Source organism: Microbacterium sp. PA5, from assembly GCF_049860775.1.
Taxonomy (GTDB): Bacteria; Actinomycetota; Actinomycetes; order Actinomycetales; family Microbacteriaceae; genus Microbacterium.
The window spans coordinates 3,077,312-3,099,233 of sequence record NZ_CP187567.1 but is presented as its reverse complement, the minus strand read 5'-3'; the positions used below and the strand labels follow the sequence as shown (position 1 = coordinate 3,099,233).

Below are 21,922 nucleotides of genomic sequence, written 5' to 3'. Positions count from 1 at the left end.
TTCGGATGAGTGGCCGATCCGTGGCCGGGGGACGAGCGATCCGTGCTCGTCACCCTCTATCGGCCGGTTCGCGCCGCGCGTTAGCCGTCGCGTTCGACGTAGGCCGCGTCGTCGGTGCGGGTACCCGGGATCAGGCGCGCGGCGTCGAGTTGCGCGCGGACCGCGGCGAGCTCCCCGCGCAGGTGCGCGGTCCGCGCCAACTGCCGCGCGGCGATGCTGCGCGCGCGCTCCACGAGGTGCGGCGGCAGCGGCCCGAGGCTCGGACACGGGGCCCACGGCCCCGGCTCCGGGGATTCGAGGTCGCGCTCGAACCGATCGAGCTCTGCGCTCCAGTCCGATGCGCTCATGCGACGGTCATCGTCTCCGCCGCGGCGTGCCAGGCGTCGCGCAGCGGCAGCACGATGTCGAGGCAGGCGCGGGTGCGTGAGGCGTCCCGCGAGATGTTCGCTCCGATGAGCTCCCGCGTCAGGTAGCCGTAGAGAGCGCGCAGGCCCGCACTGCCCTCCCACTCGGCCGACAGCGACCCCGCCAGCTCGGTCACGATCTGCTGAGCGTGCTGGAGCTCGGTGTTCGCCGTCTCTCGATCGCCACGCAGCTGCGCCGCCTCGCCGCGCTCGATGTCGAGCACGAGCCGGTCGTAGAGCATCGTGAGCAGGCGCTCGGGGCTCGCCGAGAGGATCGCCTCCTCCCGGTAGCGCTGCTGCGCGCGCAGCGCCGGGTTCACGAGTCGCTCCCCGACGAGAGCCCGTCCAGCTGCGAGGTGAGGTACGACGACTGCGACTGCAGGCGCGAGAGCATCGTCTCCATCGCGGCGTACGTGCGCTCGAGCGTCGCGCGCCGCTGGTCGAGGCGCACGTCCCACCGCTCGAGCTGGTCCGCGATCCGGGAGACCTCGTCCTGCTGTCCCGTGATCCGTGCGGTGAGGAGCCCGTCGTACTTGTCGGAGTACTGCGCGGCGACGTCCTGCACGCGGCCCGCGATGCCGGTGAACATCGCCTCGACGGCCGCCGGATCCTCGGCGAGCGCCGTCGCGAAGGCGTCCTCGTCGAAGGAGAGCACGCCGTCCCGGTCGAACGAGATGCCGATCGTCGACGGGGAGCGTCCGTCGACCGGGTACTGCACCGCGTTGGCGAGGCCCTGACGGAGTGCGCGCACCGTGCTGTCGCCCGTGAACACCCCGAGCGTGGTGTTCTGGCCCGAGGAGGTGGCGGGGGTGGCGCTGGAGCCCTTCGCGATCGTCGTCATGATCGCGGCGATCTGCGTCACGAGCTCCGAGGCGGCCTTCGTGCGCGCGGCGGCGTCGGGGGCGACGGTCAGCGTGACGGGAGCCGCCGTCGGTGCGCTCACCGTGACGTCGATGCCGGGGAACAGGTCGGTGAACACGTTGCCCGCCGAGGTGACGGTCTGCTCGGCCGCCGTTCCTGCCCACAGGCGGATCTGGGCGTCGGCGCCCGGCGTCACGACGGCGGCGCCGGGTTCGGCGGCGAGGTCGGACGCGGTGCCGGCCGAGACGGCCGCCGCGTCCCCGAGGTAGACGCGGAACGTCCCCGCCGCCCCGGTCTCGGTCGCCGTCAGCTGCAGACGGAACACGGGGGCGCCGCCCCCGTCGACCCCGGCGGCCACCGCGGAGGCGGAGATGCCGACCCCGGCGGCCGTGAGCGCGCGCGCCACATCGGCCGGCGAGCCGCTGGTCGGGTGGACCTCGACGAGAGCGCCGGTGGCATCCTCGACGGTCAGGACGGGCGGGCTCCCCGGCAGCGCGGTGTACGCGGCCGAGACGACGCTGTGCGCGGTGGCCACCCGGTCGACGAGGATCTGCGTCGACATCGGCGCCACCCCGGCACTCGGGGTGACGGTCACCGAGGCGTCCGAGCTCGTGGCCGACACCTGCGCGAGCGCGGTCGGCCCGGCCGCCGTCTTGGCGCGCGTGAACAGGTCCTGGAGGGCGGTGTTCAAGGACTGGAGGTGCGAGATCACGACCTTGCGGTCGTCGGATTTGGCGCTCAGCAGCGTGCGCGGGATCTTCTCGACGTCCATGAGGGCGTTGATGATCGCCGTGGTGTCGAGTTTCGACGCCAGGCCGTCCAGCGAGATCGCCACCGCACAACCCCCAGGAGCCGCAGATGCCGGAGGACCTCCCCGGCATCTGTGCCTATCGGCCGGGTCGGCGCGCGCGTTAGCGGTTCACAACTCCGGAATTCCGGCGCGCCGGGGCCGCAGGACGGCCCGAGCTGGCGGATGTCGCCACGGATTTCCGGAGTCGTGAACGCGACCCGGCCGGCGGCGACGCGGTCAGGCGGTCGCGGCGCGGGGCGTGAGGTGCGGCGGGACGGCGGCGGGGGCCGAGGCCGCGGCGCGGCGGGCCGGGTCGAGGGCGTCGATGCGGGCGAAGAACGCGTCGCGCGTCTCGACCGACACCCGCGAGACGGGCACCATCGCGGCGCCCTCGGTGTGCCGCTCCAGGGCGTCGTGCAGCAGGCGGACGGCCTCCGCGCGCTGCTGCGACACCGCCGAGTGCGAGACGCCGAGCTCCTCGGCGATCTCCTTGACGGTGCGCTCCTGCACATAGACGGCGTGGACGATCAGCCGCATCCGCTCCGGGAGCGCGGCGACGGCGTGCGCCAGCGCCTCGCGGCGCTCGCGGATCAGCACCGACTCCTCGGGCAGCACCATCCCGGACGGGACGTCGTAGACGCTCTCGTCGTCGAGGCTGGTGACGGTGCGGGCCGCGTCGTCGAGCGCCTCGACGACGTTCTCCCGCGGGACGCCCATCGTGGCGGCGATCTCGTCGACGGTGGCCGTGCGCCCGAGCCTCGCGGTCAGCGTGTCGCGCACGGCGGTGGTCTCCTTGATCCGCCGGCGCGTGCCGCGCGAGGCCCAGTCCATCGAGCGCATCTCGTCGGCGAACGCGCCGAGGATGCGCCGGCGGGCGTAGGCCCCGAACGGGACGCCGAGCTCCGGATCGAAGGCGTCGGCGGCGGTCACGAGGGCGAGGGCCCCCACGGCGGCCAGGTCTTCGAGCGGGACATGCGTCGCGCGGGAGTGGAGCTCGCGGGCGAGGTAGCCCACGAGCGGGAGGTTCTCCTCGATGAGGAGGTTTCGTTCGGCACTGCCAGGCATCGGGGGATGTCTGCCTTTCGTCTGTCGAGCAGGGGGGATACTCAGACGTCGCCGCAGCGTGGGGGGATCGCGCGGCGTCGGACTCAGACTATGAGAGAACTCTCATAAAACTGAAGTACCAACGGTTTCCGACACGTTACGTATCGGCGACGCGTGCCGATAGACAGGTACGAGCCCGTCGCGGATCCGACGCAAAATTGGGGTTGCGTCCTCCGCGGCACGAACAGGGAATCCACTGGGGAGGAAGAACATGGGAGCCAACGAGTTGTCGATGCAGCTGTGGCGTGAACGCGAGCTGCTGGAGATGCTGATCTTCAAACTCGAAGAGCAGCGGCTCCTGCTGGAGTCCGGCGGCATGCGCTGGGTCCACTTCGCCACCCGCGAGATCGAGCAGGTGCTCGAGCGCCTGCGCGAGTCCGGACTGGGCCGCGACGTCGAGGTCGCCGCCCTCGCCCGGGAGTGGGGCGTGACCGAGCCGGTGACGCTCGCCCGTCTGCTCGACGCGGCGCCGACGGAGTCCTGGCGCGACATCTTCACCGATCACCGCGCGGCGCTCACCTCGCTCATGGCGGAGGTCGCGCAGCTGAAGGGCTCCAACGAGGTGCACCTGCGGGCTGCCGGCCGCGCGGTCGAGGAGACCCTGGCTGGTCTGGAGGCGGGCGCCGGCGTGTACGACACGCACGGCGAGCGCGCCCGGGAGGACCAGCCGCGGATCGTGGACAGGGAGATGTGAGGGACGCGATGTCGACATTCAGCGGGCTGGGGACGGCGGCGAGCGCCCTCTCGGCGGCGCGCCGGGGGATGGACCTGGTGGGGCAGAACATCGCCAACCAGACGACCGCCGGCTACACCCGGCAGCGGCTGGAGACCTCGGCCGTGGGCGCCGTGGCGGTGTCGGGGCGGTTCTCGGCGGGGGTCCAGCCCGGCGGCGGCGTCTCGGTCGACGGCATCGCGCGCCTGGGCGACGCCGTGCTCGACGCCCGCGTGCGGGACACCCTCGCCGCCTCGGGCTACTGGTCGACCCGCGCCGCCGCATCCGCCGCCGCCGAGGCCACCCTCGGCGAGCCCACGAGCGACGGCATCGCCCATCAGCTGTCCGAGTTCTGGGCCGCGTGGCAGGACGTCGCGAACGCGCCCGACTCGACGGCCGCGGCTGCCACCGTGATCACCCACGCGCAGACGCTGGCCGCCCGGATCGCCGACGGCTACCGCGCAGTGGCCGGGCAGTGGGCCGATGCGCGTGCCTCGGCCGACATGACGGTCTCGCGGATCAACGCCGCCGCCACCGAGATCGCCGAGCTCAACGGGGCGATCCGCGACGCGACGGCCGCGGGCGGTGCACCCAACGAGCTGATCGACCGCCGCAACCTCCTCGCGCAGAACGTGGCCCGCCTCTCGGGCGCGACGGCGACCGTCGAGACCGACGGAACGCTGACGCTGCGCATCGACGGCAACGCCCTCGTCTCGGGCGCCAACGCCCGCGCCCTCGCCCTCTCCGGACCGCCGTCGCTCGAGTCGGCCGATCCGCTCGCCCTGGCCTGGGTCTCCGACGGCGACCTCCCCGTCTCCACCGTCGGCGGAGAGCTCGGCGGTCTGCTCGCGGTGCTCGCGCCCGCCGGCGAGGACGGCGTGCTGGCGGGCCTGGCCGCCGACTACAACGCGCTCGCGACCGCACTGGCAGACGCGGTCAACGCGCAGCACGCCGCGGGGGTCACCGCCACGGGCGCACCCGGCGGCGACTTCTTCTCTCTCGCGGCGGGCGCCCCGGCGGCGCTCGGGCTGGGCGTCGTCCCCACCGGCCGGGCCGAGCTCGCGCTCGCCGCGCCCGGCGCCGGGCCCCTCGACGGCTCGAACGCCGACGCGCTGTCGGCCATCGGCGGCCGCGCCGGCGGACCGGATGCGCTCTGGGGCGATGTCGTGGCCCGCCTCGCGGTGGGCACGGCGGCCGACGCCGGTCGCGCCAGCCGGGCCGAGACGGGGGTGAACGCCGCCGTCATCGCGCAGCAGTCGGTGGCCGGCGTCGACAACGACGAGGAGACCGTGAGCCTGCTCACGTTCCAGACCGCCTACCAGGCCGCCGCGCGCGTCCTCACCGCCGTCGACGAGGCGCTCGACGTGCTCATCAACCGCACCGGCCTGGTCGGCCGCTGACCGTCAGGAGCCCCATGATCTCCCGAGTGACCACGCAGGCGATGACCCAGACGGCCCTGCGGAACCTGCAGTCCGGGCTCACGACGCTGTCGCGCCTGCAGGATCAGGCCACGTCGCAGCGCGCCTTCGCCGTCCCCTCCGACGATCCGGCCGCCGCCTCGACCGCGCTCGACATCCACGCCGCCCAGCGGCGCGCCACCCAGTACGCCCGCAACATCGACGATGGCCTGGCCTGGCTGACCACGGTCGACAACTCCCTCACGGCATCGACGGATCTGCTCTCCCGCGCGCGCGACCTCACCGCGCAGGGAGCGAACTCGGGGGCGCTCGACGCGACCGCGCTGGAGGCGATCGCCGTGGAGCTGGAGGGCATCCGCTCCGAGCTGCTCGCCCAGGCGAACACCCGCGTGCTCGGCCGGTCGGTCTTCGCCGGCACCTCGGATGCGCCCGCCTTCGCGGCGGACTACTCCTTCTCGGGCGTCGCCGGCGGCGAAGTGCACCGCCGCATCTCGGACGGCGAGACGGTGCGCGTCGACGCCAGCGGCGCGGAGGCGTTCGGGGTGGGCGCCGCCTCGGTGTTCGCGGTGCTCGACGCGGTGGTCGCCGACCTGCGCTCCGGGCAGAACGTCGGGCCCCGGCTGGCGGAGATCGACGACAGGCTGAACACTATGCTCGGGGTGCAGGGCGCGGTGGGCGCCCGGCAGAACCAGGTGCTGCGAGCGAAGGAGGCTGCATTGGATGCCAAGGTCTCCCTCGAGGCCCAGCGCGCCGCCGTCGAGGACGTCGACACGGTGGAGGTCCTCGTCGCCCTGCGGGCGCAGGAGCTCGTCTACCAGTCGGCCCTCTCGGTGACCGCGCGGGTGCTGCAGCCGACCCTGCTGGACTTCCTGGCATGAGCGCGGTCGCCTTCCTCGCGCCGCCGCCCGGGCTCGCGCCGCACGTCGCCTTCTCGCTCGATCCGGTCGCCGGGGCCGACGGACTGTTCGCGCTCACCGCGGTCGGAGATCCCGCCGTGCGGCTGTTCGCCGTCGATCCCGCCGCGGTCGTGCCCGACTACGCGCCCGTCCTCACCGACGCGCAGGCCGACGAGCTGGGACTGCGCGCCGCCGAGGAGGCGCAGCTGCTCGTGGTCGCCCGCATGACCGACGAGGGGATGGGCGTGAACCTGCTGGCCCCCGTCGTGATCAACACCCGCACGGGAGAGGCCGCACAGGTCATCCTCGAGGGACAGGATCTGCCCGTCCGCGCCCTGCTGGGCTGAGGGCTGGGCTGAGGGCTGGCTGAGCCGGCGCTGTCTTCCGGCCGCACCATGTCCCAGATTCCGCTGTTTCGGGGCGGGTGAATCGACGGATAGTGGGACATGTCCCACCGGAAGTGGGACATGCCTCGCGCAGGCGGCGCCGTGTGAGCGCGCCCGGCAGGCTCAGGCGGCGACGGGCTCGCGCGAGGGGACGGCCGGTGCGGGGACGTGACCGGCGGGCTCGCGCGAGGGGACGACCGGCGCGGGGACGTGACCGGCCGGCTCCCGCACGGAGGAGGCCGGCTCGGCGGCCGGGATGGCGGGCGCGGCGACGGGCGCGGCGGCGATCGCGGCCAGATAGCGGCCCCGATGGCCGGTGCGGATCCCGGTCGCGCTCGGCTTGTTCTCGTAGACCCCCGCCGCCCAGTTGCCCTCGACGAGTACCGGGCCCTCGGGGGTGACGGCGACATCCCAGCCGACGTAGCGCACCTGCGGCACGACCCGCGCGGCGCGGTCGACGAGGGCGAGCACCTCGTCGAACATCGGCAGCCGGAAGTCGGCGATGGTGACCGCGGACTCGGGGTGCGACCGGTGCACTCGGCCGCAGGAGTCGTAGCCGGCGCCGGTGGCCCGGCCGGTCTCGTCGAGCATCGCGTAGAAGCCGCCGAACGCGTTCTGGTCGCTCACGGCGCCGCGGCCGAACTTCTGCGCCACGGCGAGGATGTGCGTCGTGCGGCCGTCGAAGAACGCGGTGACGCGGGTGGTGTTGACGGTGCCTGCGCAGAGCGCCGCCAGCTCCTCGTGCTGGCGGATGACCTCCTCGACCAGCGTCTCGCCGCGGGCCAGCAGCCCCCGGTGGAACGCGGTCCAGTCGGTGACCTCGGCGGCGTGGTAGCGGTGCACGCCGAGGCCGGCGCGGCCGAGGGGCTCCTTCGTGACGATGGTGCCGTGGCGCTCCGCGAACGCGCGCAGGGCGTCGGCGCCGCCCTCGGTCACCACCATCCACTCGCGCCGCAGGAAGCCGTCGAAGGTGCCGTTGAAGGCGATCTTGTCGTGGAACAGATGACGGTACGCCGGGTCGTCGAACTGCATCGCCAGCCGGTCCGAGAGCGGGCTCGTCATGTAGGTCGCGCGTTCGGCGCGGGTGAGGATGGCGAAGTCGTAGTCGATGTAGTCCTGGAACCCGACGGCCCGGAACGCGGCCTGCCACAGCATGTCGGCCACGACGGCGGGCGCCCACCGGCCGTGCTGCTGCGCGGCCTGACGGGCGCGGGCGACGAGCGCTCCCGCGTCGAGACGACGAAAACGCCGCGCGAGGTAACGGAGGCGCGGCGTGATGACGGGGGCGGATGACATCGTGCTCCTGGGCGGGTCTCGGGGGCCTGGGTGAGTCAGGTGGGAGTGGGCGGAGCGTCCCCGAGTCGACGGTGGATCCCGCAGCCGGATGCCACGGGACCCACCGTCCAGTGCGTCAGCGCAGCAGCTGCAGGACGCCCTGGTTCGACTGGTTGGCCTGCGCGAGCATGGCGGTGCCCGCCTGCGACAGGATGTTGGACGCGGTGTACTTGACCATCTCGGCCGCCATGTCGGTGTCGCGGATGCGGCTGTTGGCCGCCGACAGGTTCTCCGCCGACACGTTGAGGCTGTTGATGGTCGACTCGAAGCGGTTCTGGAGCGCACCGTAGCTGGCGCGCGCCGTGGAGACCGCCGTGATCTGCGTGTCGATCGCCGTGATCGTCGCCAGCGCGTTGGCCGACGTGTCGACCGTGAGCGCGCCCACGGTCGCGCCCAGGGTGGCGAAGTCGGTCAGCGTGATCGCGATCTGGTCCTCCGCGGCGGTGGCGCCGGCGCCGACCTGGAAGGTCAGCGTGGAGCCGCCCGACAGCAGCTTGATGCCGTTGAAGTTCGTGCTCGAGGCCAGACGGGTGAGCTCGGAGCCCAGGGCATCGATCTCGGTCTTGATCGCGGTGCGCGAATCGGCGTTGTTCGAGTCGTTGCCGGCCTGGACCGCGAGGTCGCGCACGCGCTGCAGGATCGAGTGCACCTCCGTCAGGGCGCCTTCCGCGGTCTGGATGACCGAGATGCCGTCCTGGGCGTTGCGGGCGGCGACGTTCAGTCCACCGATCTGGGACTTCAGTCCCTCCGAGATCGCCAGACCGGCGGCGTCGTCCGCGGCACGGTTGATGCGCAGGCCGCTCGAGAGCTTCTCGAGAGACTTCGACAGGTCGTTCTGCGTGCTCGACAGGTTGCGGTAGGCGTTGAGCGCCGACACGTTGGTGTTGATCTGCATACCCATGGTGTGTTCCTCCGTGATTGGGATCAGCGGGCGCCCGTCCTGGACACCCGGGAGTCCATCCGTGGACTCCGTGATTGCCCCTATCGGCACGGCCGCGGCCCGCGTTAGGCGACGGTGCGGATCGTGCGAGGAGAGGGGACGGATCCGTTGCGCCGCGCCCCGGCCGCCGCCGTCGCCGCGCCGATAGGCTGAACCGGTGAGCCTGCTCGAGATCCGTGGTGCCGCCCTGCGCCGGGGCGACCGCGAGCTGTGGAGCGGCCTGGACCTCGACGTCGCCCCCGGCGAGCTCGTCGCCGTGCTGGGACCGTCGGGATCGGGCAAGACGACGCTCCTGCGTGCGATCCTCGGCCTCGAGCCCCTGAGCGCCGGCACCATCACCGCGCTCGGCGAGCGCGTGCACCGCCGCGGCAGCCGCCGCATCGGCTACCTGCCGCAGGCGCGACCGCTCACCGACGAGACCTCGATGCGCGGCAGGGACCTCGTCGCGCTCGGCGTCGACGGGCACCGGTTCGGGCTGCCCTTCCCCCGTCGCGGAGACCGCGCGCGCATCGACGCGCTCGTCGACGCGGTCGGCGCATCCTCGTTCGCCGATCAGCCGGTCGGCGTGCTCTCGGGCGGGGAGCAGCAGCGCCTGCGCGTCGGGCAGGCGCTCGCCGACGACCCGCGGCTGCTCCTGTGCGACGAACCGCTCACGAGCCTCGACCTCGCCAACCAGCAGGCGGTCGTGCGCCTCATCGACGACCACCGCCGGACCGGCGCCGCGGTGCTGCTCGTCACCCACGACATCAACCCGATCCTCGGTCAGGTCGACCGGATCCTCTACATCGCCAACGGCCGCTTCACCCTCGGCAAGCCCCAGGACGTGCTGACCTCCGAGGTGCTCAGCGACCTCTACGGCGCCCCCGTGTTCGTGCTGAGCGCGGGCGACCGGCTGGTCGTCGTCGGCGCCCCCGACGCCGAAGCCTCGCACCACCATCACCACGAGGAGGACCACGCGTGAACTGGTCCGACGTGGGCGACGCCATGTTCGGCGGGCTCCCCGAGTACGGGGCGATCCTCGCGCTGGTCTCCAACTCCCTGTGGGCCGGCGCCGTGCTCGGCCTCGTCGGCGGCCTCATCGGCGTCTTCGTGATGCAGCGCGACATGGCCTTCGCCGTCCACGGCATCAGCGAGCTGTCGTTCGCGGGGGCCGCCGCGGCGCTGCTGATCGGCGCCGACGTCGTGAGCGGATCCGTGGTCGGCTCCCTCGTGGCGGCGGGGCTCATCGGCTGGCTCGGCTCGCGCGCACGGGACCGCAACTCGATCATCGGCGTGCTCATGCCGTTCGGCCTCGGCCTCGGCATCCTCTTCCTCTCGCTCTACGACGGCCGCAGTGCCAACCGCTTCAGCCTGCTCACGGGGCAGATCGTCTCGGTGCAGAACGCGCAGCTGGGATGGCTCGTGGCGATCTCGGCGTTCGTGCTCGTCGCGCTGCTGCTCATGTGGCGCCCGCTGCGGTTCGACTCGCTCGATCCGCAGTCCGCCGCCGCTCGGGGGGTGCCGACCACCGCCGTCTCGCTCACCTTCATGCTGCTGCTGGGGCTGGTCGTCGCCGTCGCGGTCCACATCATCGGCGCGCTGCTGGTGATGGCGCTGCTGGTGACCCCCGCCGCCGCGGCGATGCGCGTCGCGACCGGGCCGGTCGCCGTGCCGCTGCTGTCGGCGCTGTTCGGTGTGACGGCCGCGGTCGGCGGCATCCTCCTCGCCGTGATGGGCACCCTGCCCGTGAGCCCCTACATCACGACGATCTCGTTCCTCATCTACCTCGTCTGCCGCGTGGTCGGCGCTCGCCGCGGCCGCGTCGTGCGCCAGCGCGCCGCCTGAACCCCGCGCGCTCGGGCGACAGTGCGCGAGTGCGGGCCGCTGACGGTGCACAACTCCGGAAACGCCGGCCCCGCGCGGCCGAAACGGGCTGTCACCGGCCGGTCCGCGCCGAATCGCCGGAGTTGCGCGCAGCCGCCGCGGGCCACCGCCACCATGTGCGAGTGCGGGCGCGAGCGCGCGAGTGCGGGCCGCTGACGGTGCACAACTCCGGAAACGCCGGCCCCGCGCGGCCGAAACGGGCTGTCACCGGCCGGTCCGCGCCGAATCGCCGGAGTTACGCGCGGCCGCCGTGCGCCAGCCGCCGGGCGCAGCGGCCGCGCAGCCCTGGCGGGACCGGCGGCGCCGCCGCTCCCAGCCGCCTCCGAAGCGGCGGCGGTAGACTCCCGGGCATGGCTCAGCGCAACACCTGGCAGCGCGATCGCGTGCGTGCGGCGCTGTCCGACACCCCCGGATTCGTGAGCGCGCAGGAACTCCACGCGGCGCTGCGCGACGACAACACCGGCATCGGACTGGCCACCGTGTACCGCGCGCTCGCGACGCTGGCCGCCAGCGGAGAGGCCGACCAGCTGCAGAGCCCCGAGGGCGAGGCCATCTACCGCGCCTGCTCGAGCGAGGGTCATCACCACCACCTCATCTGCCGGAACTGCGGCACGACCGTCGAGATCCAGGCGACCGACGTGGAGGAGTGGGCCCAGCGCACCGCCGCCGCCCACGGGTTCACCCGTGCCGAGCACGTCGTCGACATCTTCGGTCTGTGCGCGACGTGCACCGCCGCGGCGGGCCGTGACGACTGACCTCCGCCCCGCGCCGACCGGCACGCGACGCACCGCCGGGCTGATCGCCGCGGGTGTCGCGGTCGTCGGCCTGCTCGTCGTCGTCGCCGTCCTCGCCCCCGGCCCGGCGCTGCCCACCCGGGCGCAGGACGGCCTCACCCTCGCCCTCAGCGTCCTCATCGAGTCGCTGCCCTTCGTTGTGCTGGGCGTCATCCTCTCGATCGTCGTGCAGGTGTGGGTGCCGCCGGGGGCGATCGAGCGGTGGATGCCGCGGAGCGCGTGGGGGCGGCGGGCGGTGCTGTCGCTCCTGGGCATGCTGGTCCCGGTGTGCGAGTGCGGGAACGTCCCCTTCGCCCGCGGCCTGCTGATGCGCGGGTTCCGGGTGCCCGAGGCCCTCACCTTCCTCATCGCGGCGCCGATCGTGAACCCGATCGTCATCATCACGACCCACCAGGCGTTCGGCTTCGACGACGGCATCCTCATCGCGCGTCTCCTCGGCGGATACGCGGTCGCGAACCTCATCGGCTGGCTCTACAGCCGCCACCCCGATCCGGACTCCCTCCTCACGGACCGCTTCCGCGCCACCTGCGAGATCGCCGACGCCGAGAGCCTCACCGCCGGCCGCGGACGCCGCAGCCTCGCGCAGTTCGTCGTGGAGCTGCGCGCGGTGATGCCGGCCCTCGTGATCGGGTCGGCGCTGGCCGGCGCCGTGCAGGTCGTCGTGCCCCGCGACGCGCTCCTGGCGATCGGCTCGAACCCCGTGCTGTCGATCGTCGCGATGATCGCGCTCGCGATGATCGTCTCCATCTGCTCGAACGTCGACTCGTTCGTGGCGCTGTCGTTCGCGTCGACCTTCACGCCCGGCTCGATCGTCGCGTTCCTCCTGGTCGGACCGCTCGTCGACGTGAAGATGCTCGCCCTGCTGCGCACCACCTTCCGCACGAAGGTGCTCGCCGGGCTCGTCGTGATCGTCGTGCTGTTCGCGGTCGCCGTCGGAGGGGTGGTGAACCTCCTTGCGTGAGTTCCTCCGCCGCTCCGGCACCCGTCTGCTCGGCGTCGGGCTCGCCTCGGGCCTGGCCGCCGTGACCATCGCCCTGGCCCTCACCGACCAGCTGGCCCTCTATATCAACCCCTCGTCGAACCTCTTCGCGGTCTCGATGGCGGTGCTCGTGCTCATCGGCGCGGCGGCGAGCTTCGCCCTGCCCCTCGGCGCCGAGGCCGACCACGGCCACGACCACGGCGAGGCGCACGACCACGGCGAGGCGCCCGACCACGGGCACGCGCACGACCACGGGCCGTCGCCGGCGGGGGCGCGGCCGGCCGCGGTGATCGGACGCGCCGCGATCGCCACCGGCGGGGTGCTGGCCACCGGGATCGTCGCCGCGATCGTCCTCGTGCCGCCGGCGACGCTGTCGGCCGAGCTCGCGATGTCGCGCGACACCGGGGCCCCGCCGCTGTTCCAGGGGGCCGACACCGTCGCCCTCGCGGCGACGGGCGACACCGCATCGTTCGGGGTCGGCGAGTGGGCGAGCGTGTTCGCCACGGCCACCAATCCCGAGGCCTTCGACGGCGACGAGGTCACCCTCACCGGATTCGTCACCCCCGAGGACGGCGGCTTCGGACTCACGCGGCTCGTCATCACCCACTGCGTCATCGACGCGCAGCCCGCGAGCGTCCCGGTCGCACTCGCCGGCCAGGCGCCCGGAGAGGTGCAGGAGACCGGACAGTGGGTGACGGTGACGGGGACGATCCGCGACGTCGACGGCCGGCTCCAGATCGAGGCGTCCTCCGTGGCCCCGATCGAGGAGCCGCGGGACCCCTATGAGTACTGAGCAGCTCCGCCGCGGAGACGGCGGGACGCGGCGCGGTGCCCGCCGTCGTCGCGGGCGCGCCTTCGCGGGGGCGTTCGCGGTCGTGGTGGGCGTGCTCGCCGTGCTCGGCCTCGGCGGCGCCGCCCTGACGACGGTGCAGGGACCGCGGGTGACCAGCGTGCAGTTCGACCCCGACGCGGCGGTCACCGCATCCGGATCGCGCGTCATCTTCACGACCAGCCAGTCCCTCGACGAGGTCGACCCGTCGCAGGTGACGGTGACGCCCGCGGCCGACTTCACCGTGGACACGTCGGGACGCAGCGTCGGGCTCCGCTTCGCGCTGCCGCTGTGGGACGACACCGAGTACACGGTGCGGATCGAGGGGGTCACCGGACTCGGCGGCGGCCCGCCCGTGACGATCGAGCGGACGCTGACCACGCCGCCGCTGGAGGTCTACATCCTGCAGCGGCAGGAGAGCGGCGACACCGTCTACCGCACCGACCTCGCCGGCGACGCGGCCGTGCCGGTGTTCACGCACCCGCACATCGAGGACTTCCGCGCCACCGCGGGCCACCTCGTCATGTCCACGGTGGACGACGACGGACTCTCGCACCTCATCGTCACCGACCTCGAGGGAGAGGGGGAGCGGGAGCTGCCGCTCCCCGGCGACGGCACGGTGACCGACCTGCAGAGCGCCGACCGCGGCAACCTCGTCGGCTACCTCTTCACCGACGCCGACATCGGCGCCGACTCGGGCCGCGAGGCCGCCCTCTTCACGGCATCCCTCTCGGCCTCGCGCCGCGACGAGCCGCCCACGGCGGTCACGCGCGACGGCGGCGACTCGCGGGTGGACGACTGGCGGTTCGTGCCGGGGACCGACAGCCTCCTCATGCTGACCTTCGACGGGTCGCTGACGCTCGTCACGCCGGTCGGCGGCGCTCCCGTGGCCCTCGGCAACGCCGTCTCCATCGACGGGATCGCGCGCGGATCCGCCACCGCGATCGTCGAGCGCGTGACCGGGCTCGTCGCGATCGACCTCGCCACCGCAGAGGAGACCGAGCTGGCGCCCACCGACCCGTCGCTCGGCCAGGCCTGGTCGGTCATCGGCCTGCCCGACGGGTCGGGCGACACGGTGCGCGTGCTGTCGAAGCTCGACGAGGCCGGGATCACCGTCGAGTCCACCTCGGTCGCCGTCGTCGACGCCGATGGAGAGGCGCGCCCGGTGTTCGACGTGCCCGCCGATGCCAGCCTCATGCAGGCGTGCGTCTCGCCCAGCGGCCGGTACGCGGCGCTCCTGGTCGCCCCCGAGGTGGTCGACAACCCCTACGACGGCTACCAGCTGCCGCTTCCCGAGCGCCTGCAGACCCACGTCGTCTCGCTCGAGGACGGCGCCGAGGTCGTGGCCCTGCGCGGCTTCGACATCTCCTGGTGCCAGTCGGCGCCGCGGCCGTGAGCGCTGTTCCGTCCGGCGATGCGTCGGGCCTCGTCCCCGCGACACGCGAGGCGCTCCGCGGGCTGCCGGTCGAGGTGGCCCCGCGGCTGCTCGGCGGGCTGCTGCGGGTGACCGTCGACGGCGGCACCGTGGCCGTGCGGATCACCGAGGTCGAGGCCTATCACGGACAGGGCACCGGTCCGGTGCCCGACCCGGGATCGCATGCCCGCAGCGGCCCGACCGCGCGCAACGCCACGATGTGGGGCGAGCCCGGCCACCTGTACGTCTACCTGAGCCACGGCATCCACTCGTGCGTCAACGTCGTCTCGGGCCCCGAGGGCGTCGCCGGCGGAATCCTCCTGCGCGGCGGTGAAGTGGTCGAGGGCGTGGAGGCCGCGGCGTCGCGGCGCCCGGCCTCCCGGTCTCCGCGCGACCTCGCCCGGGGTCCGGGACGGCTCGGCGACGCCGTCGGGCTCCGGCATCCGCGGCACGACGGGATCGACGCCGTGACGGGGGAGGAGCGCGCGGGCGCCGTCGCGCGGCTGCTGCTCCCGGCGGCGCCGCTCGCCGACGTGTCGACGGGACCGCGCGTGGGCGTCGCCGGGATCGCGGGCACGCATGCGTTCCCGTGGCGCTTCTGGGTCACGGGCGATCCGACGGTGTCGGCGTTCCGCTGGGGGCGCGGTGCGGCCGAGGCGGCCCGCTGAGGCCCGCGGGCGTGTGATGCTGGAGGCCGGACCCCCATCGGAGGAGGAAGTCATGTCGACGCTGCGTGTGCTGTTCATCGGAGGCACGGGGATCATCAGCACGGCGTGCGTCGCCGAGGCTCTCCGCCAGGGGCACGAGGTGCACCTGCTGCACCGCGGGCGCGAGCAGCGGCGGGCGGTGCCCGAGGGCGTCACCGTGCACCTCGGAGACATCCGCGACGAGGACTCGGTGCGCGAGGCGCTCGGCGATCTCGAGTTCGACGTCGTCGCGGAGTTCCTCGCCTTCACGCCCGCCCACATCGAGACCGACCTGCGGCTGTTCGCCGGCCGCACGCGCCAGTACATCTTCATCAGCTCCGCCTCGGCCTACCAGACGCCGCCCACGCACCTGCCGATCACCGAGTCGACGCCGCTGCGCAACCCGCACTGGGAGTACTCGCGCAACAAGATCGCCTGCGAGGACGCGCTCGTCGCCGCCTACCGCGAGACCGGCTTCCCGATGACGATCGTGCGGCCGTCGCACACCTACGACGCGACGCTGCTGCCGATCGACGGCGGCTGGACCGCGATCGAGCGGATGCGCGCCGGCAAGCCGGTGATCGTCCACGGCGACGGCACGTCCCTGTGGACGATCACCCACAGCAGCGACTTCGCCCGGGGGTTCGTCGGCCTGTTCGGCCGAGCCGACGCGATCGGCGAGCCCTTCCACATCACCGGCGGCGAGGCCCCGACCTGGAACCAGATCTACACCGAGCTCGCCCACGCCGCCGGGGTGGCCGAGCCCGACCTCGTCCACGTGCCCTCGGAGGCGATCGCGGCGCTCGACGCGGAGTGGGGATCCTCGCTCCTTGGCGACAAGACGCACTCGGCGGTGTTCGACAACTCCAAGATCACGCGCATCGTGCCCGGCTTCGGCACCACCGTCCCGTTCGCCCGCGGCGCGCGGGAGATCGTCGAGTGGTACGACGCGCATCCCGAGGCGCAGACCGTCGACGCCCACTACGAGGAGCTGGCCGACCTGCTCGTCGAGCGGTACCGCCCCCGCGCCCGCTGAGCGACGCTCGCACCGCGGTCGCCGAGCGGCCGCTCGCACCCCGCTCGCCGAGCGAGCGCTGGCCACCCCGGTCGTTGAGCGAGCGCAGCGAGACGAAACGGCGACCCCCCGCCCCGCTCAGCGTCCGGGCCCGCCCGTGCTAGACTGACTCTTTGTCTGCGCGCACTCCAGCACGCAGTTCGCGTTTCGTCTCACATCGTTCGCTCAACGACCGGAACATCCGGGCGGGGATCGCGTGTGTCACGGGATGCAGACAAGGGATCTTGGGTGGGGCCGTCCGGCCTCACGGTAACTGCCTCATCAGGGGCATAAGGGAGACATCACCATGGCAGCAGTGTGCCAGGTGACTGGAGCAGTTCCCGGCTTCGGTCACAACATCTCGCACTCGCACCGCCGGACGAAGCGCCGCTTCGACCCGAACGTGCAGAAGAAGACCTACTACGTTCCTTCGCTTGGTCGCAACATCAAGCTGAACGTCTCGGCCAAGGGCATCAAGGTCATCGACGCCCGCGGCATCGAGTCGGTCGTGAAGGACCTCCTCGCGAAGGGTGTGAAGCTCTAATGGCGAAGAAGGCTCAGGACGTCCGTCCGATCATCAAGCTGCGCTCGACCGCCGGCACGGGGTACACCTACGTGACGCGCAAGAACCGCCGCAACAACCCCGACCGCATCGTGCTCAAGAAGTACGACCCGGTGATCCGCAAGCACGTCGAATTCCGAGAGGAGCGCTGATCTCATGGCCAAGAAGAGCAAGATCGCGCGCAACAACCAGCGCGAAGAGGTCGTGGCCCGGTACGCCGAGAAGCGCGCCGAGCTGAAGAAGACGCTCGTCGACCCGAACGCGACCGACGAGGCCCGCGAGGCCGCCCGCGTCGGCCTGCAGAAGCTCCCGCGCAACGCGTCGCCGGTGCGTCTGCGCAACCGCGACGCCATCGACGGCCGCCCGCGCGGCCACCTGTCGAAGTTCGGCATCTCGCGTGTCCGCTTCCGCGACATGGCGCACCGTGGCGAGCTGCCCGGCGTGACCAAGTCGAGCTGGTGAACCAGCACGCCGACAGCGCTGTGAGCTGGTAAGCACCCGCACAGCAGCGAAGGCCGGAGCCCCTCGGGGTTCCGGCCTTCTGCGTTCCTGCGCGAGCGGGGTCGGTCAGGCCGCGGCGGCGTGCGAGGTCGCCCACTCGAGGGCGAAGTCGGCGACTTCCTCCCAGCCGTCCTGGCTGACGATGCGGTGGGTGCGTCCGGGGAACTCGCGGTAGTCCACGACGGCCGGGCTCCCGGTGCTGCGGTACTTCTTGACGATCGCGCGCCCGATCGCCGGCGGCACGACGTGGTCGATCTCACCGGTGATGACGAGGAGCGGTGCGCGGTCGGTCCGGCCGTAGTCGACGTGCGACGCACCCCCCTTCTCGTTGAACGCGGCGGCGACGCCCTCGAAGAACACCCGGTTGTAGGAGTTCACGGCGTACTGCTCCCACAGCTCGTCGGACGCGGCGCGGGGCAGGTCGTTGCCGAAGGTGAAGTGGAAGTGGCGCTTCGACAGCGGCTTCGCACCGTTCCGGCCGAACGGGTTGGAGAGGATCGGTGTGCCGGTCCACAGGGTCGACAGCGGCAGCGTCGTGATGCCTGCCGGCTGGCCGGGCGTCACGCCCACGTAGGCGACGCCGAGGCCGCGGTCGGCGAGCATCTGGGTGAAGAGGCCGCCGAAGGAGTGGCCCATGATGATCGGCTTCTCGGGGAGGGCGCGGATGATTCGCTCGTAGTGGTCGACGATGTCACGGATGCCGATGCCCTTCAGCGCCTCGGGGTTGCGGCGGATGTCCTCCACCGAGCGGTCGTCGATCCCGGGCCAGCCGGGGACGATGACCTGGTGGCCCGCGGCGCGGAAGCGATCCGCCCAGGTGTCCCAGCTCTTCGGGGTCATCCAGAGTCCGTGGATGAGGACGATGGGGGTCTTGGTCGAGGTGTTCATGTCGTGCTCCTTGTGGGGTGTGCGAGTGGATGGTGGCGGTGCGGGTGGTGCGGGGAGCCGGTCGTTCCCGGCTGATGTATCCTGATGGTAGACCGAACGTTCTATCTACGCAAGACTATTCCCGGAATCCTCCCGAGACGAAAGCCCGCATCCGAAATGACAGAGAATGTGACGATGAGCACTGCACCCGTCGCCGTCGACGAGATCGCGGCGTCCGGGCTGCCGGCGCGCGACAGGCTGCTGGCCGCGGCGACCGCGCTGTTCTACCGCGAGGGCATCCACTCGGTGGGCGTCGACCGCGTGATCGAGGTCGCCGGCGTCACCCGCGCCACCCTCTACAAGCAGTTCGCCGGCAAGGAGAACCTCGTCCTCGCGTACCTCGAGGGCGAGGATGCCGGGCTGCGCGCGCTCTTCGAAGAGGCCGCCGCTGCCGGCGGCACGCCCGACGAGCTGCTCGACCTCGTGGTGGCGGGCATCCAGGCCGACATCGCGCAGCGCCACACGCGCGGGTGCCCCTTCATCAACGCGGCGGCCGAGTATCCCGACGAGGGACCGGTGCGCGCGCTGATCGCGACCCACCGCGACTGGTTCCGCAGCACGCTGCGCGACCTCGCCGCCGCGGCGGGCCTGCGCGATCCCGAGGGCGTCGCCGGCGCGCTCGTGCTGCTGCGCGACGCCGCGCTCGTCGGCGGCTACCTCGACGGCACCGACATCGTCGCACCGGTCTTCGCGCAGTCCGCCCGCACGGTCATCGACACCCACCGCCCCTGACCCCCCACCCCCTCCCCCTCCCCACCCTCACCTCACCCCCGCGAGCCGACACGCTTCGTGCGAACCGACACGGAAATCGCGGTACGAACGGTGTCGGCTCGCAGAAATGGTGTCGGTTCGGCGGGGTGGCGGGGAGCATGCGGTCGCATGCGCACGGGGGCCGAAAACGTCACAGAACGACCAATCGGACGCGACACGCCGCCCAAACAGCCGCATCCGGGCCCGAAATCCGCGGAATCACGCGGATCGTGGGTATATTCGGGGGCGGTCCAACCGACCAGCCGGGGGTGTCAGCCTCCGGTCCGAAGTAACTGAAGGCGGCCATCGCCGTCTGGAGGACAACCCCATGGCTATCACCAAGACCGAGCTCGTCGCCAGCATCGCATCCGCGACGGGACAGAGCCAGTCCGCTGTCTCGGGCGTGCTCGACGCGCTGTTCTCGACCGTCTCCGAGGCCGTCGCCAAGGGTGACAAGGTCACGATCCCCGGCTGGATCGCGTTCGAGCAGGTCGAGACGTCGGCGCGCACGGGCCGCAACCCGCAGACGGGTGCGGAGATCAAGATCCCCGCGGGCAAGCGCGTCAAGGTCACCGCGGGCTCGAAGCTCAAGGCTGCCGTCAAGTAAGACCGCTGCCGCAGCCCGACGGCTGCACGACGGGGGATGCCGACAGGCATCCCCCTTCGTCGTCCCCGCGCCCGGACGCCTCCGACGCCGGGCCCGGTGCGGCGCCCTCCTCCCGCCGAACTACGCTGGAGAGGTGAACACCCGCGCGCTCCGACTCGCCGGGCCGGTGATCCTGGTCGCGGCCGCGCTGGTGACCCTCCTCCTGGGCCTCGCGTACGGCGGCGGCGCGGCCCCTCTCGTCGTCGGAGACCCGGGCCCGCTCGTGCGCTGGGGGCTGCCGGCGGTCAAGCTGCTGGTCAACCTGACCGCCGCGGGCATGGTCGGCTCGCTCGTGCTCGCGCTGTTCGCCCTGCGGGCGGGGGAGCGCGCCTTCGACGCCGCCCTCGACACCGCGTCCGTCTCGGCGGCCGGCTTCACGATCGGCTCCGCGCTCACCGCGTACTTCACCTTCCTCAGCATCTTCAACGCGACGCCCAGCGCCGATGCGCAGTTCGGCCAGCAGCTCGGCCGCTTCCTCGTCGACACCGACCTCGGACGCGCGTGGCTGCTGACGACGATCGCCGGTGCCGTCCTCACCGTCCTCACCTTCGCCGTCCGCGGGTGGACGACGACCCTGGTCGTGGCCGGTCTCGCCGTCGCATCCCTCATCCCCATGGCCTCGCAGGGTCATTCGGGGGAGGAGGCCAACCACAACACGGCCGTCATGGCCCTGGCGCTGCACATCATCGCCGCCGCGGTGTGGCTCGGCGGTCTGCTCCTGCTCGTGATCGTCCGCCCCGCGCTCGAGCGGGCCGAGCTCACCGTCGTGCTGCAGCGCTACTCGAGCATCGCGCTGGCGGCCTTCATCGTCGTCGCCGTCTCGGGGACCCTCCGGGCCCTGGCCGGCGGGATCGGGCTCGCGCAGCTCGCGACCCCCTACGGCATCCTGCTGCTCGTCAAGATCGTCGCCCTCGTCGCCATGGGCGTGCTCGGAGCGTCCTACCGCCGCCGGCTGATCGGACGCCTCGCGACCGATGCCGCGTCGCGCGTGTTCTGGGGCCTGGTCGCGCTCGAGATCGCCTTCATGGGCATCGCGAGCGGCGCCGCGGCGGCCCTCGCGCGCACGCCCCCGGCCGTGGACACCACCCTGCCCGAGGTGCAGACGCCCGCGCAGGTGCTGACGGGGGCGCCGCTGCCGCCCGAGCTGACTCCCGAGCGCTGGCTCACCGCGTGGGACATCGACCCGCTGTGGGCCTTCGCGGTGGGATTCGGCCTCTTCTTCTACCTCGCGGGCGTCTGGCGCCTGCACCGTCGCGGCGACCGGTGGCCGCTCTACCGGACGGTCCTGTGGGTCGCGGGGCTGCTGCTGCTGCTCTGGGTGACGTGCGGACCCGTGAACGCCTACCAGGACTACCTGTTCAGCGTGCACATGGTGGGCCACATGCTGCTGTCGATGGCCATCCCGCTCTGCCTGGTGTTCGGGGCCCCGGTCTCGCTCGTCGCGCGCGCCGTCCGCAAGCGCGACGACGGCACCCGGGGAGCCCGCGAGTGGGTGCTGTGGGCGGTCCACACGCCGTTCTCCCGCGTCATCACGCACCCGCTGTTCGCCGCGGCGATGTTCATCGGGTCGCTGTGGGCGTTCTACTACAGCGAGCTCTTCCGGTGGTCGCTCTACGACCACCTCGGCCACGAGTGGATGATCGCGCACTTCCTGATCTCGGGCTACCTCTTCGTGCAATCGCTCGTGGGCATCGATCCGGTGCCGTACCGGCTCCCGTATCCGTTCCGGCTCGTGACCCTCATCGGCATCATGGCCATGCACGCGTTCTTCGGCATCGCGATCATGATGTCGTCGGGACTGTTCGTCGCGGAGTGGTTCGGGGCGATGGGCCGCACCTGGGGCGATCCGCCGCTGGTGGATCAGTACACGGGCGGCGGGATCGCGTGGTCGATCGGCGAGATCCCCACCCTCATCCTCGCGATCGTGGTCGCCGTGCAGTGGAGCCGCTCCGACGAGCGCGCCCAGCGCCGGTCGGACCGGCAGGCCGACCGCACCGGCGACGCCGAGCGCGAGGCGTACAACGCCCACCTCGCGGCGCTCGCCGAGCGCGACGCCCGCCGCTGACGCGCG

Annotated in this window: 25 protein-coding genes; 18 read left to right on the top strand and 7 right to left on the bottom strand. The window is 72.5% G+C overall.

Features of this window, described 5'->3' with window-relative positions; translation table 11 throughout:
* Window positions 1-80: 80 nt before the first annotated feature.
* From ACPWUT_RS14595 to ACPWUT_RS14580, 4 genes are all read right to left on the bottom strand, one after another.
* The gene (locus tag ACPWUT_RS14595; protein ID WP_284528330.1) at window positions 81-347 is read right to left on the bottom strand and encodes a hypothetical protein; all 267 of its coding nucleotides are present in this window, start codon (window positions 345-347) and stop codon (window positions 81-83) included.
* The gene (gene fliS, locus ACPWUT_RS14590) at window positions 344-724 is read right to left on the bottom strand and encodes a flagellar export chaperone FliS (protein ID WP_284528329.1); all 381 of its coding nucleotides are present in this window, start codon (window positions 722-724) and stop codon (window positions 344-346) included. Before fliS ends, ACPWUT_RS14595 begins: the two co-directional genes overlap by 4 nt.
* The gene (gene fliD, locus ACPWUT_RS14585; RefSeq protein WP_425838991.1) at window positions 721-2,100 is read right to left on the bottom strand and encodes a flagellar filament capping protein FliD; all 1,380 of its coding nucleotides are present in this window, start codon (window positions 2,098-2,100) and stop codon (window positions 721-723) included. Before fliD ends, fliS begins: the two co-directional genes overlap by 4 nt.
* A gap of 192 nt (window positions 2,101-2,292) precedes the next feature.
* Window positions 2,293-3,120 (bottom strand): sigma-70 family RNA polymerase sigma factor, encoded by an 828-nt coding sequence (locus ACPWUT_RS14580; protein WP_425838988.1) that lies wholly within the window; start codon window positions 3,118-3,120, stop codon window positions 2,293-2,295.
* A 250-nt stretch (window positions 3,121-3,370) separates the two neighbouring features.
* On the opposite strand from ACPWUT_RS14580, the gene flgN reads away from it, so the two are divergent.
* From flgN to ACPWUT_RS14560, 4 genes are read left to right on the top strand one after another with little or no spacing between them, the layout of a single operon-like run.
* On the top strand, window positions 3,371-3,853 hold the full coding sequence (flgN, locus tag ACPWUT_RS14575; RefSeq protein ID WP_284528326.1) for a flagellar export chaperone FlgN: 483 nt from the start codon (window positions 3,371-3,373) through the stop codon (window positions 3,851-3,853).
* Window positions 3,854-3,861: 8 nt separating this feature from the next.
* A complete protein-coding gene (flgK, locus tag ACPWUT_RS14570) occupies window positions 3,862-5,271 on the top strand; it encodes a flagellar hook-associated protein FlgK (RefSeq protein ID WP_284528325.1) in 1,410 nt (469 codons plus the stop codon).
* A gap of 14 nt (window positions 5,272-5,285) precedes the next feature.
* Window positions 5,286-6,167 (top strand): flagellar hook-associated protein FlgL, encoded by an 882-nt coding sequence (gene flgL / locus ACPWUT_RS14565; RefSeq protein WP_425838983.1) that lies wholly within the window; start codon window positions 5,286-5,288, stop codon window positions 6,165-6,167.
* Window positions 6,164-6,532, top strand: a complete 369-nt coding sequence (locus tag ACPWUT_RS14560) for a flagellar assembly protein FliW (RefSeq protein WP_284528323.1) — start codon at window positions 6,164-6,166, stop codon at window positions 6,530-6,532. The genes flgL and ACPWUT_RS14560 overlap by 4 nt, the downstream gene beginning before the upstream one ends.
* Before the next feature lie 162 nt (window positions 6,533-6,694).
* Here ACPWUT_RS14560 and ACPWUT_RS14555 read toward each other — a convergent pair whose 3' ends face one another.
* Together ACPWUT_RS14555 and ACPWUT_RS14550 are read right to left on the bottom strand one after the other, a co-directional pair.
* Window positions 6,695-7,867, bottom strand: coding sequence for a sugar-transfer associated ATP-grasp domain-containing protein (locus ACPWUT_RS14555; protein WP_425838980.1), 1,173 nt, complete (start codon window positions 7,865-7,867; stop codon window positions 6,695-6,697).
* 115 nt (window positions 7,868-7,982) lie between these two features.
* Window positions 7,983-8,807 carry a flagellin gene (locus ACPWUT_RS14550; RefSeq protein WP_284528321.1) on the bottom strand — a complete coding sequence of 275 codons (825 nt, stop codon included), beginning with the start codon at window positions 8,805-8,807 and terminating at the stop codon, window positions 7,983-7,985.
* A 196-nt stretch (window positions 8,808-9,003) separates the two neighbouring features.
* Here ACPWUT_RS14550 and ACPWUT_RS14545 point away from each other — a divergent pair, with 196 nt between their 5' ends.
* The 11 genes from ACPWUT_RS14545 (at window position 9,004) to rpsN (ending at window position 17,489) form a co-directional block, all read left to right on the top strand.
* A complete protein-coding gene (locus ACPWUT_RS14545; RefSeq protein WP_284528320.1) occupies window positions 9,004-9,807 on the top strand; it encodes a metal ABC transporter ATP-binding protein in 804 nt (267 codons plus the stop codon).
* Window positions 9,804-10,670 carry a metal ABC transporter permease gene (locus ACPWUT_RS14540; RefSeq protein WP_425838976.1) on the top strand — a complete coding sequence of 289 codons (867 nt, stop codon included), beginning with the start codon at window positions 9,804-9,806 and terminating at the stop codon, window positions 10,668-10,670. Before ACPWUT_RS14545 ends, ACPWUT_RS14540 begins: the two co-directional genes overlap by 4 nt.
* A 389-nt stretch (window positions 10,671-11,059) precedes the next feature.
* Window positions 11,060-11,464: a Fur family transcriptional regulator gene (locus ACPWUT_RS14535; RefSeq protein ID WP_284528318.1), complete on the top strand. Its 405-nt coding sequence runs from the start codon at window positions 11,060-11,062 to the stop codon at window positions 11,462-11,464.
* Window positions 11,454-12,464 carry a permease gene (locus tag ACPWUT_RS14530; RefSeq protein WP_284528317.1) on the top strand — a complete coding sequence of 337 codons (1,011 nt, stop codon included), beginning with the start codon at window positions 11,454-11,456 and terminating at the stop codon, window positions 12,462-12,464. The genes ACPWUT_RS14535 and ACPWUT_RS14530 overlap by 11 nt, the downstream gene beginning before the upstream one ends.
* Window positions 12,457-13,275: a TIGR03943 family putative permease subunit gene (locus tag ACPWUT_RS14525; protein ID WP_284528316.1), complete on the top strand. Its 819-nt coding sequence runs from the start codon at window positions 12,457-12,459 to the stop codon at window positions 13,273-13,275. The genes ACPWUT_RS14530 and ACPWUT_RS14525 overlap by 8 nt, the downstream gene beginning before the upstream one ends.
* Complete coding sequence (locus tag ACPWUT_RS14520) at window positions 13,265-14,707, top strand: hypothetical protein (RefSeq protein WP_425838971.1); 1,443 nt, start codon at window positions 13,265-13,267, stop codon at window positions 14,705-14,707. Before ACPWUT_RS14525 ends, ACPWUT_RS14520 begins: the two co-directional genes overlap by 11 nt.
* On the top strand, window positions 14,704-15,393 hold the full coding sequence (locus tag ACPWUT_RS14515; RefSeq protein WP_425838968.1) for a DNA-3-methyladenine glycosylase: 690 nt from the start codon (window positions 14,704-14,706) through the stop codon (window positions 15,391-15,393). The genes ACPWUT_RS14520 and ACPWUT_RS14515 overlap by 4 nt, the downstream gene beginning before the upstream one ends.
* 52 nt (window positions 15,394-15,445) lie before the next feature.
* On the top strand, window positions 15,446-16,447 hold the full coding sequence (locus ACPWUT_RS14510; protein WP_284528314.1) for an SDR family oxidoreductase: 1,002 nt from the start codon (window positions 15,446-15,448) through the stop codon (window positions 16,445-16,447).
* Window positions 16,448-16,772: 325 nt separating this feature from the next.
* The gene (gene rpmB / locus ACPWUT_RS14505; RefSeq protein ID WP_047543954.1) at window positions 16,773-17,009 is read left to right on the top strand and encodes a 50S ribosomal protein L28; all 237 of its coding nucleotides are present in this window, start codon (window positions 16,773-16,775) and stop codon (window positions 17,007-17,009) included.
* The gene (gene rpmG / locus ACPWUT_RS14500; protein ID WP_005051772.1) at window positions 17,009-17,179 is read left to right on the top strand and encodes a 50S ribosomal protein L33; all 171 of its coding nucleotides are present in this window, start codon (window positions 17,009-17,011) and stop codon (window positions 17,177-17,179) included. Before rpmB ends, rpmG begins: the two co-directional genes overlap by 1 nt.
* Window positions 17,180-17,183: 4 nt before the next feature.
* Entirely contained in the window at window positions 17,184-17,489 is a 306-nt protein-coding gene (rpsN, locus tag ACPWUT_RS14495) for a 30S ribosomal protein S14 (RefSeq protein ID WP_144806591.1), read from the top strand.
* A 105-nt stretch (window positions 17,490-17,594) separates the two neighbouring features.
* On the opposite strand, the gene ACPWUT_RS14490 is transcribed toward rpsN, so the two are convergent.
* Window positions 17,595-18,416, bottom strand: coding sequence for an alpha/beta hydrolase (locus ACPWUT_RS14490; protein ID WP_284528313.1), 822 nt, complete (start codon window positions 18,414-18,416; stop codon window positions 17,595-17,597).
* Window positions 18,417-18,590: 174 nt separating this feature from the next.
* Between ACPWUT_RS14490 and ACPWUT_RS14485 the strand changes: the two genes are divergently transcribed.
* The 3 genes from ACPWUT_RS14485 (at window position 18,591) to ACPWUT_RS14475 (ending at window position 21,916) form a co-directional block, all read left to right on the top strand.
* On the top strand, window positions 18,591-19,187 hold the full coding sequence (locus tag ACPWUT_RS14485) for a TetR/AcrR family transcriptional regulator (protein ID WP_284528312.1): 597 nt from the start codon (window positions 18,591-18,593) through the stop codon (window positions 19,185-19,187).
* Window positions 19,188-19,533: 346 nt separating this feature from the next.
* On the top strand, window positions 19,534-19,812 hold the full coding sequence (locus ACPWUT_RS14480; RefSeq protein WP_067165507.1) for an HU family DNA-binding protein: 279 nt from the start codon (window positions 19,534-19,536) through the stop codon (window positions 19,810-19,812).
* A gap of 133 nt (window positions 19,813-19,945) precedes the next feature.
* Complete coding sequence (locus ACPWUT_RS14475) at window positions 19,946-21,916, top strand: cytochrome c oxidase assembly protein (RefSeq protein WP_425838957.1); 1,971 nt, start codon at window positions 19,946-19,948, stop codon at window positions 21,914-21,916.
* The last annotated feature ends 6 nt before the right edge of the window (window positions 21,917-21,922 follow it).

Excerpts from the sequence above, each read along its gene's own strand:
- ACPWUT_RS14595 (WP_284528330.1), bottom strand. The coding sequence starts at position 347 with ATGAGCGCATCGGACTGGAGCGCAGAGCTCGATCGGTTCGAGCGCGAC.
- ACPWUT_RS14580 (WP_425838988.1), bottom strand. The coding sequence starts at position 3,120 with ATGCCTGGCAGTGCCGAACGAAACCTCCTCATCGAGGAGAACCTCCCG.
- flgN (WP_284528326.1), top strand. The coding sequence starts at position 3,371 with ATGGGAGCCAACGAGTTGTCGATGCAGCTGTGGCGTGAACGCGAGCTG.
- flgK (WP_284528325.1), top strand. The coding sequence starts at position 3,862 with ATGTCGACATTCAGCGGGCTGGGGACGGCGGCGAGCGCCCTCTCGGCG.
- flgL (WP_425838983.1), top strand. The coding sequence starts at position 5,286 with ATGATCTCCCGAGTGACCACGCAGGCGATGACCCAGACGGCCCTGCGG.
- ACPWUT_RS14560 (WP_284528323.1), top strand. The coding sequence starts at position 6,164 with ATGAGCGCGGTCGCCTTCCTCGCGCCGCCGCCCGGGCTCGCGCCGCAC.
- ACPWUT_RS14555 (WP_425838980.1), bottom strand. The coding sequence starts at position 7,867 with ATGTCATCCGCCCCCGTCATCACGCCGCGCCTCCGTTACCTCGCGCGG.
- ACPWUT_RS14550 (WP_284528321.1), bottom strand. The coding sequence starts at position 8,807 with ATGGGTATGCAGATCAACACCAACGTGTCGGCGCTCAACGCCTACCGC.
- ACPWUT_RS14535 (WP_284528318.1), top strand. The coding sequence starts at position 11,060 with ATGGCTCAGCGCAACACCTGGCAGCGCGATCGCGTGCGTGCGGCGCTG.
- ACPWUT_RS14520 (WP_425838971.1), top strand. The coding sequence starts at position 13,265 with ATGAGTACTGAGCAGCTCCGCCGCGGAGACGGCGGGACGCGGCGCGGT.
- ACPWUT_RS14510 (WP_284528314.1), top strand. The coding sequence starts at position 15,446 with ATGTCGACGCTGCGTGTGCTGTTCATCGGAGGCACGGGGATCATCAGC.
- rpmB (WP_047543954.1), top strand. The coding sequence starts at position 16,773 with ATGGCAGCAGTGTGCCAGGTGACTGGAGCAGTTCCCGGCTTCGGTCAC.
- rpmG (WP_005051772.1), top strand. The coding sequence starts at position 17,009 with ATGGCGAAGAAGGCTCAGGACGTCCGTCCGATCATCAAGCTGCGCTCG.
- rpsN (WP_144806591.1), top strand. The coding sequence starts at position 17,184 with ATGGCCAAGAAGAGCAAGATCGCGCGCAACAACCAGCGCGAAGAGGTC.
- ACPWUT_RS14490 (WP_284528313.1), bottom strand. The coding sequence starts at position 18,416 with ATGAACACCTCGACCAAGACCCCCATCGTCCTCATCCACGGACTCTGG.
- ACPWUT_RS14485 (WP_284528312.1), top strand. The coding sequence starts at position 18,591 with ATGAGCACTGCACCCGTCGCCGTCGACGAGATCGCGGCGTCCGGGCTG.
- ACPWUT_RS14480 (WP_067165507.1), top strand. The coding sequence starts at position 19,534 with ATGGCTATCACCAAGACCGAGCTCGTCGCCAGCATCGCATCCGCGACG.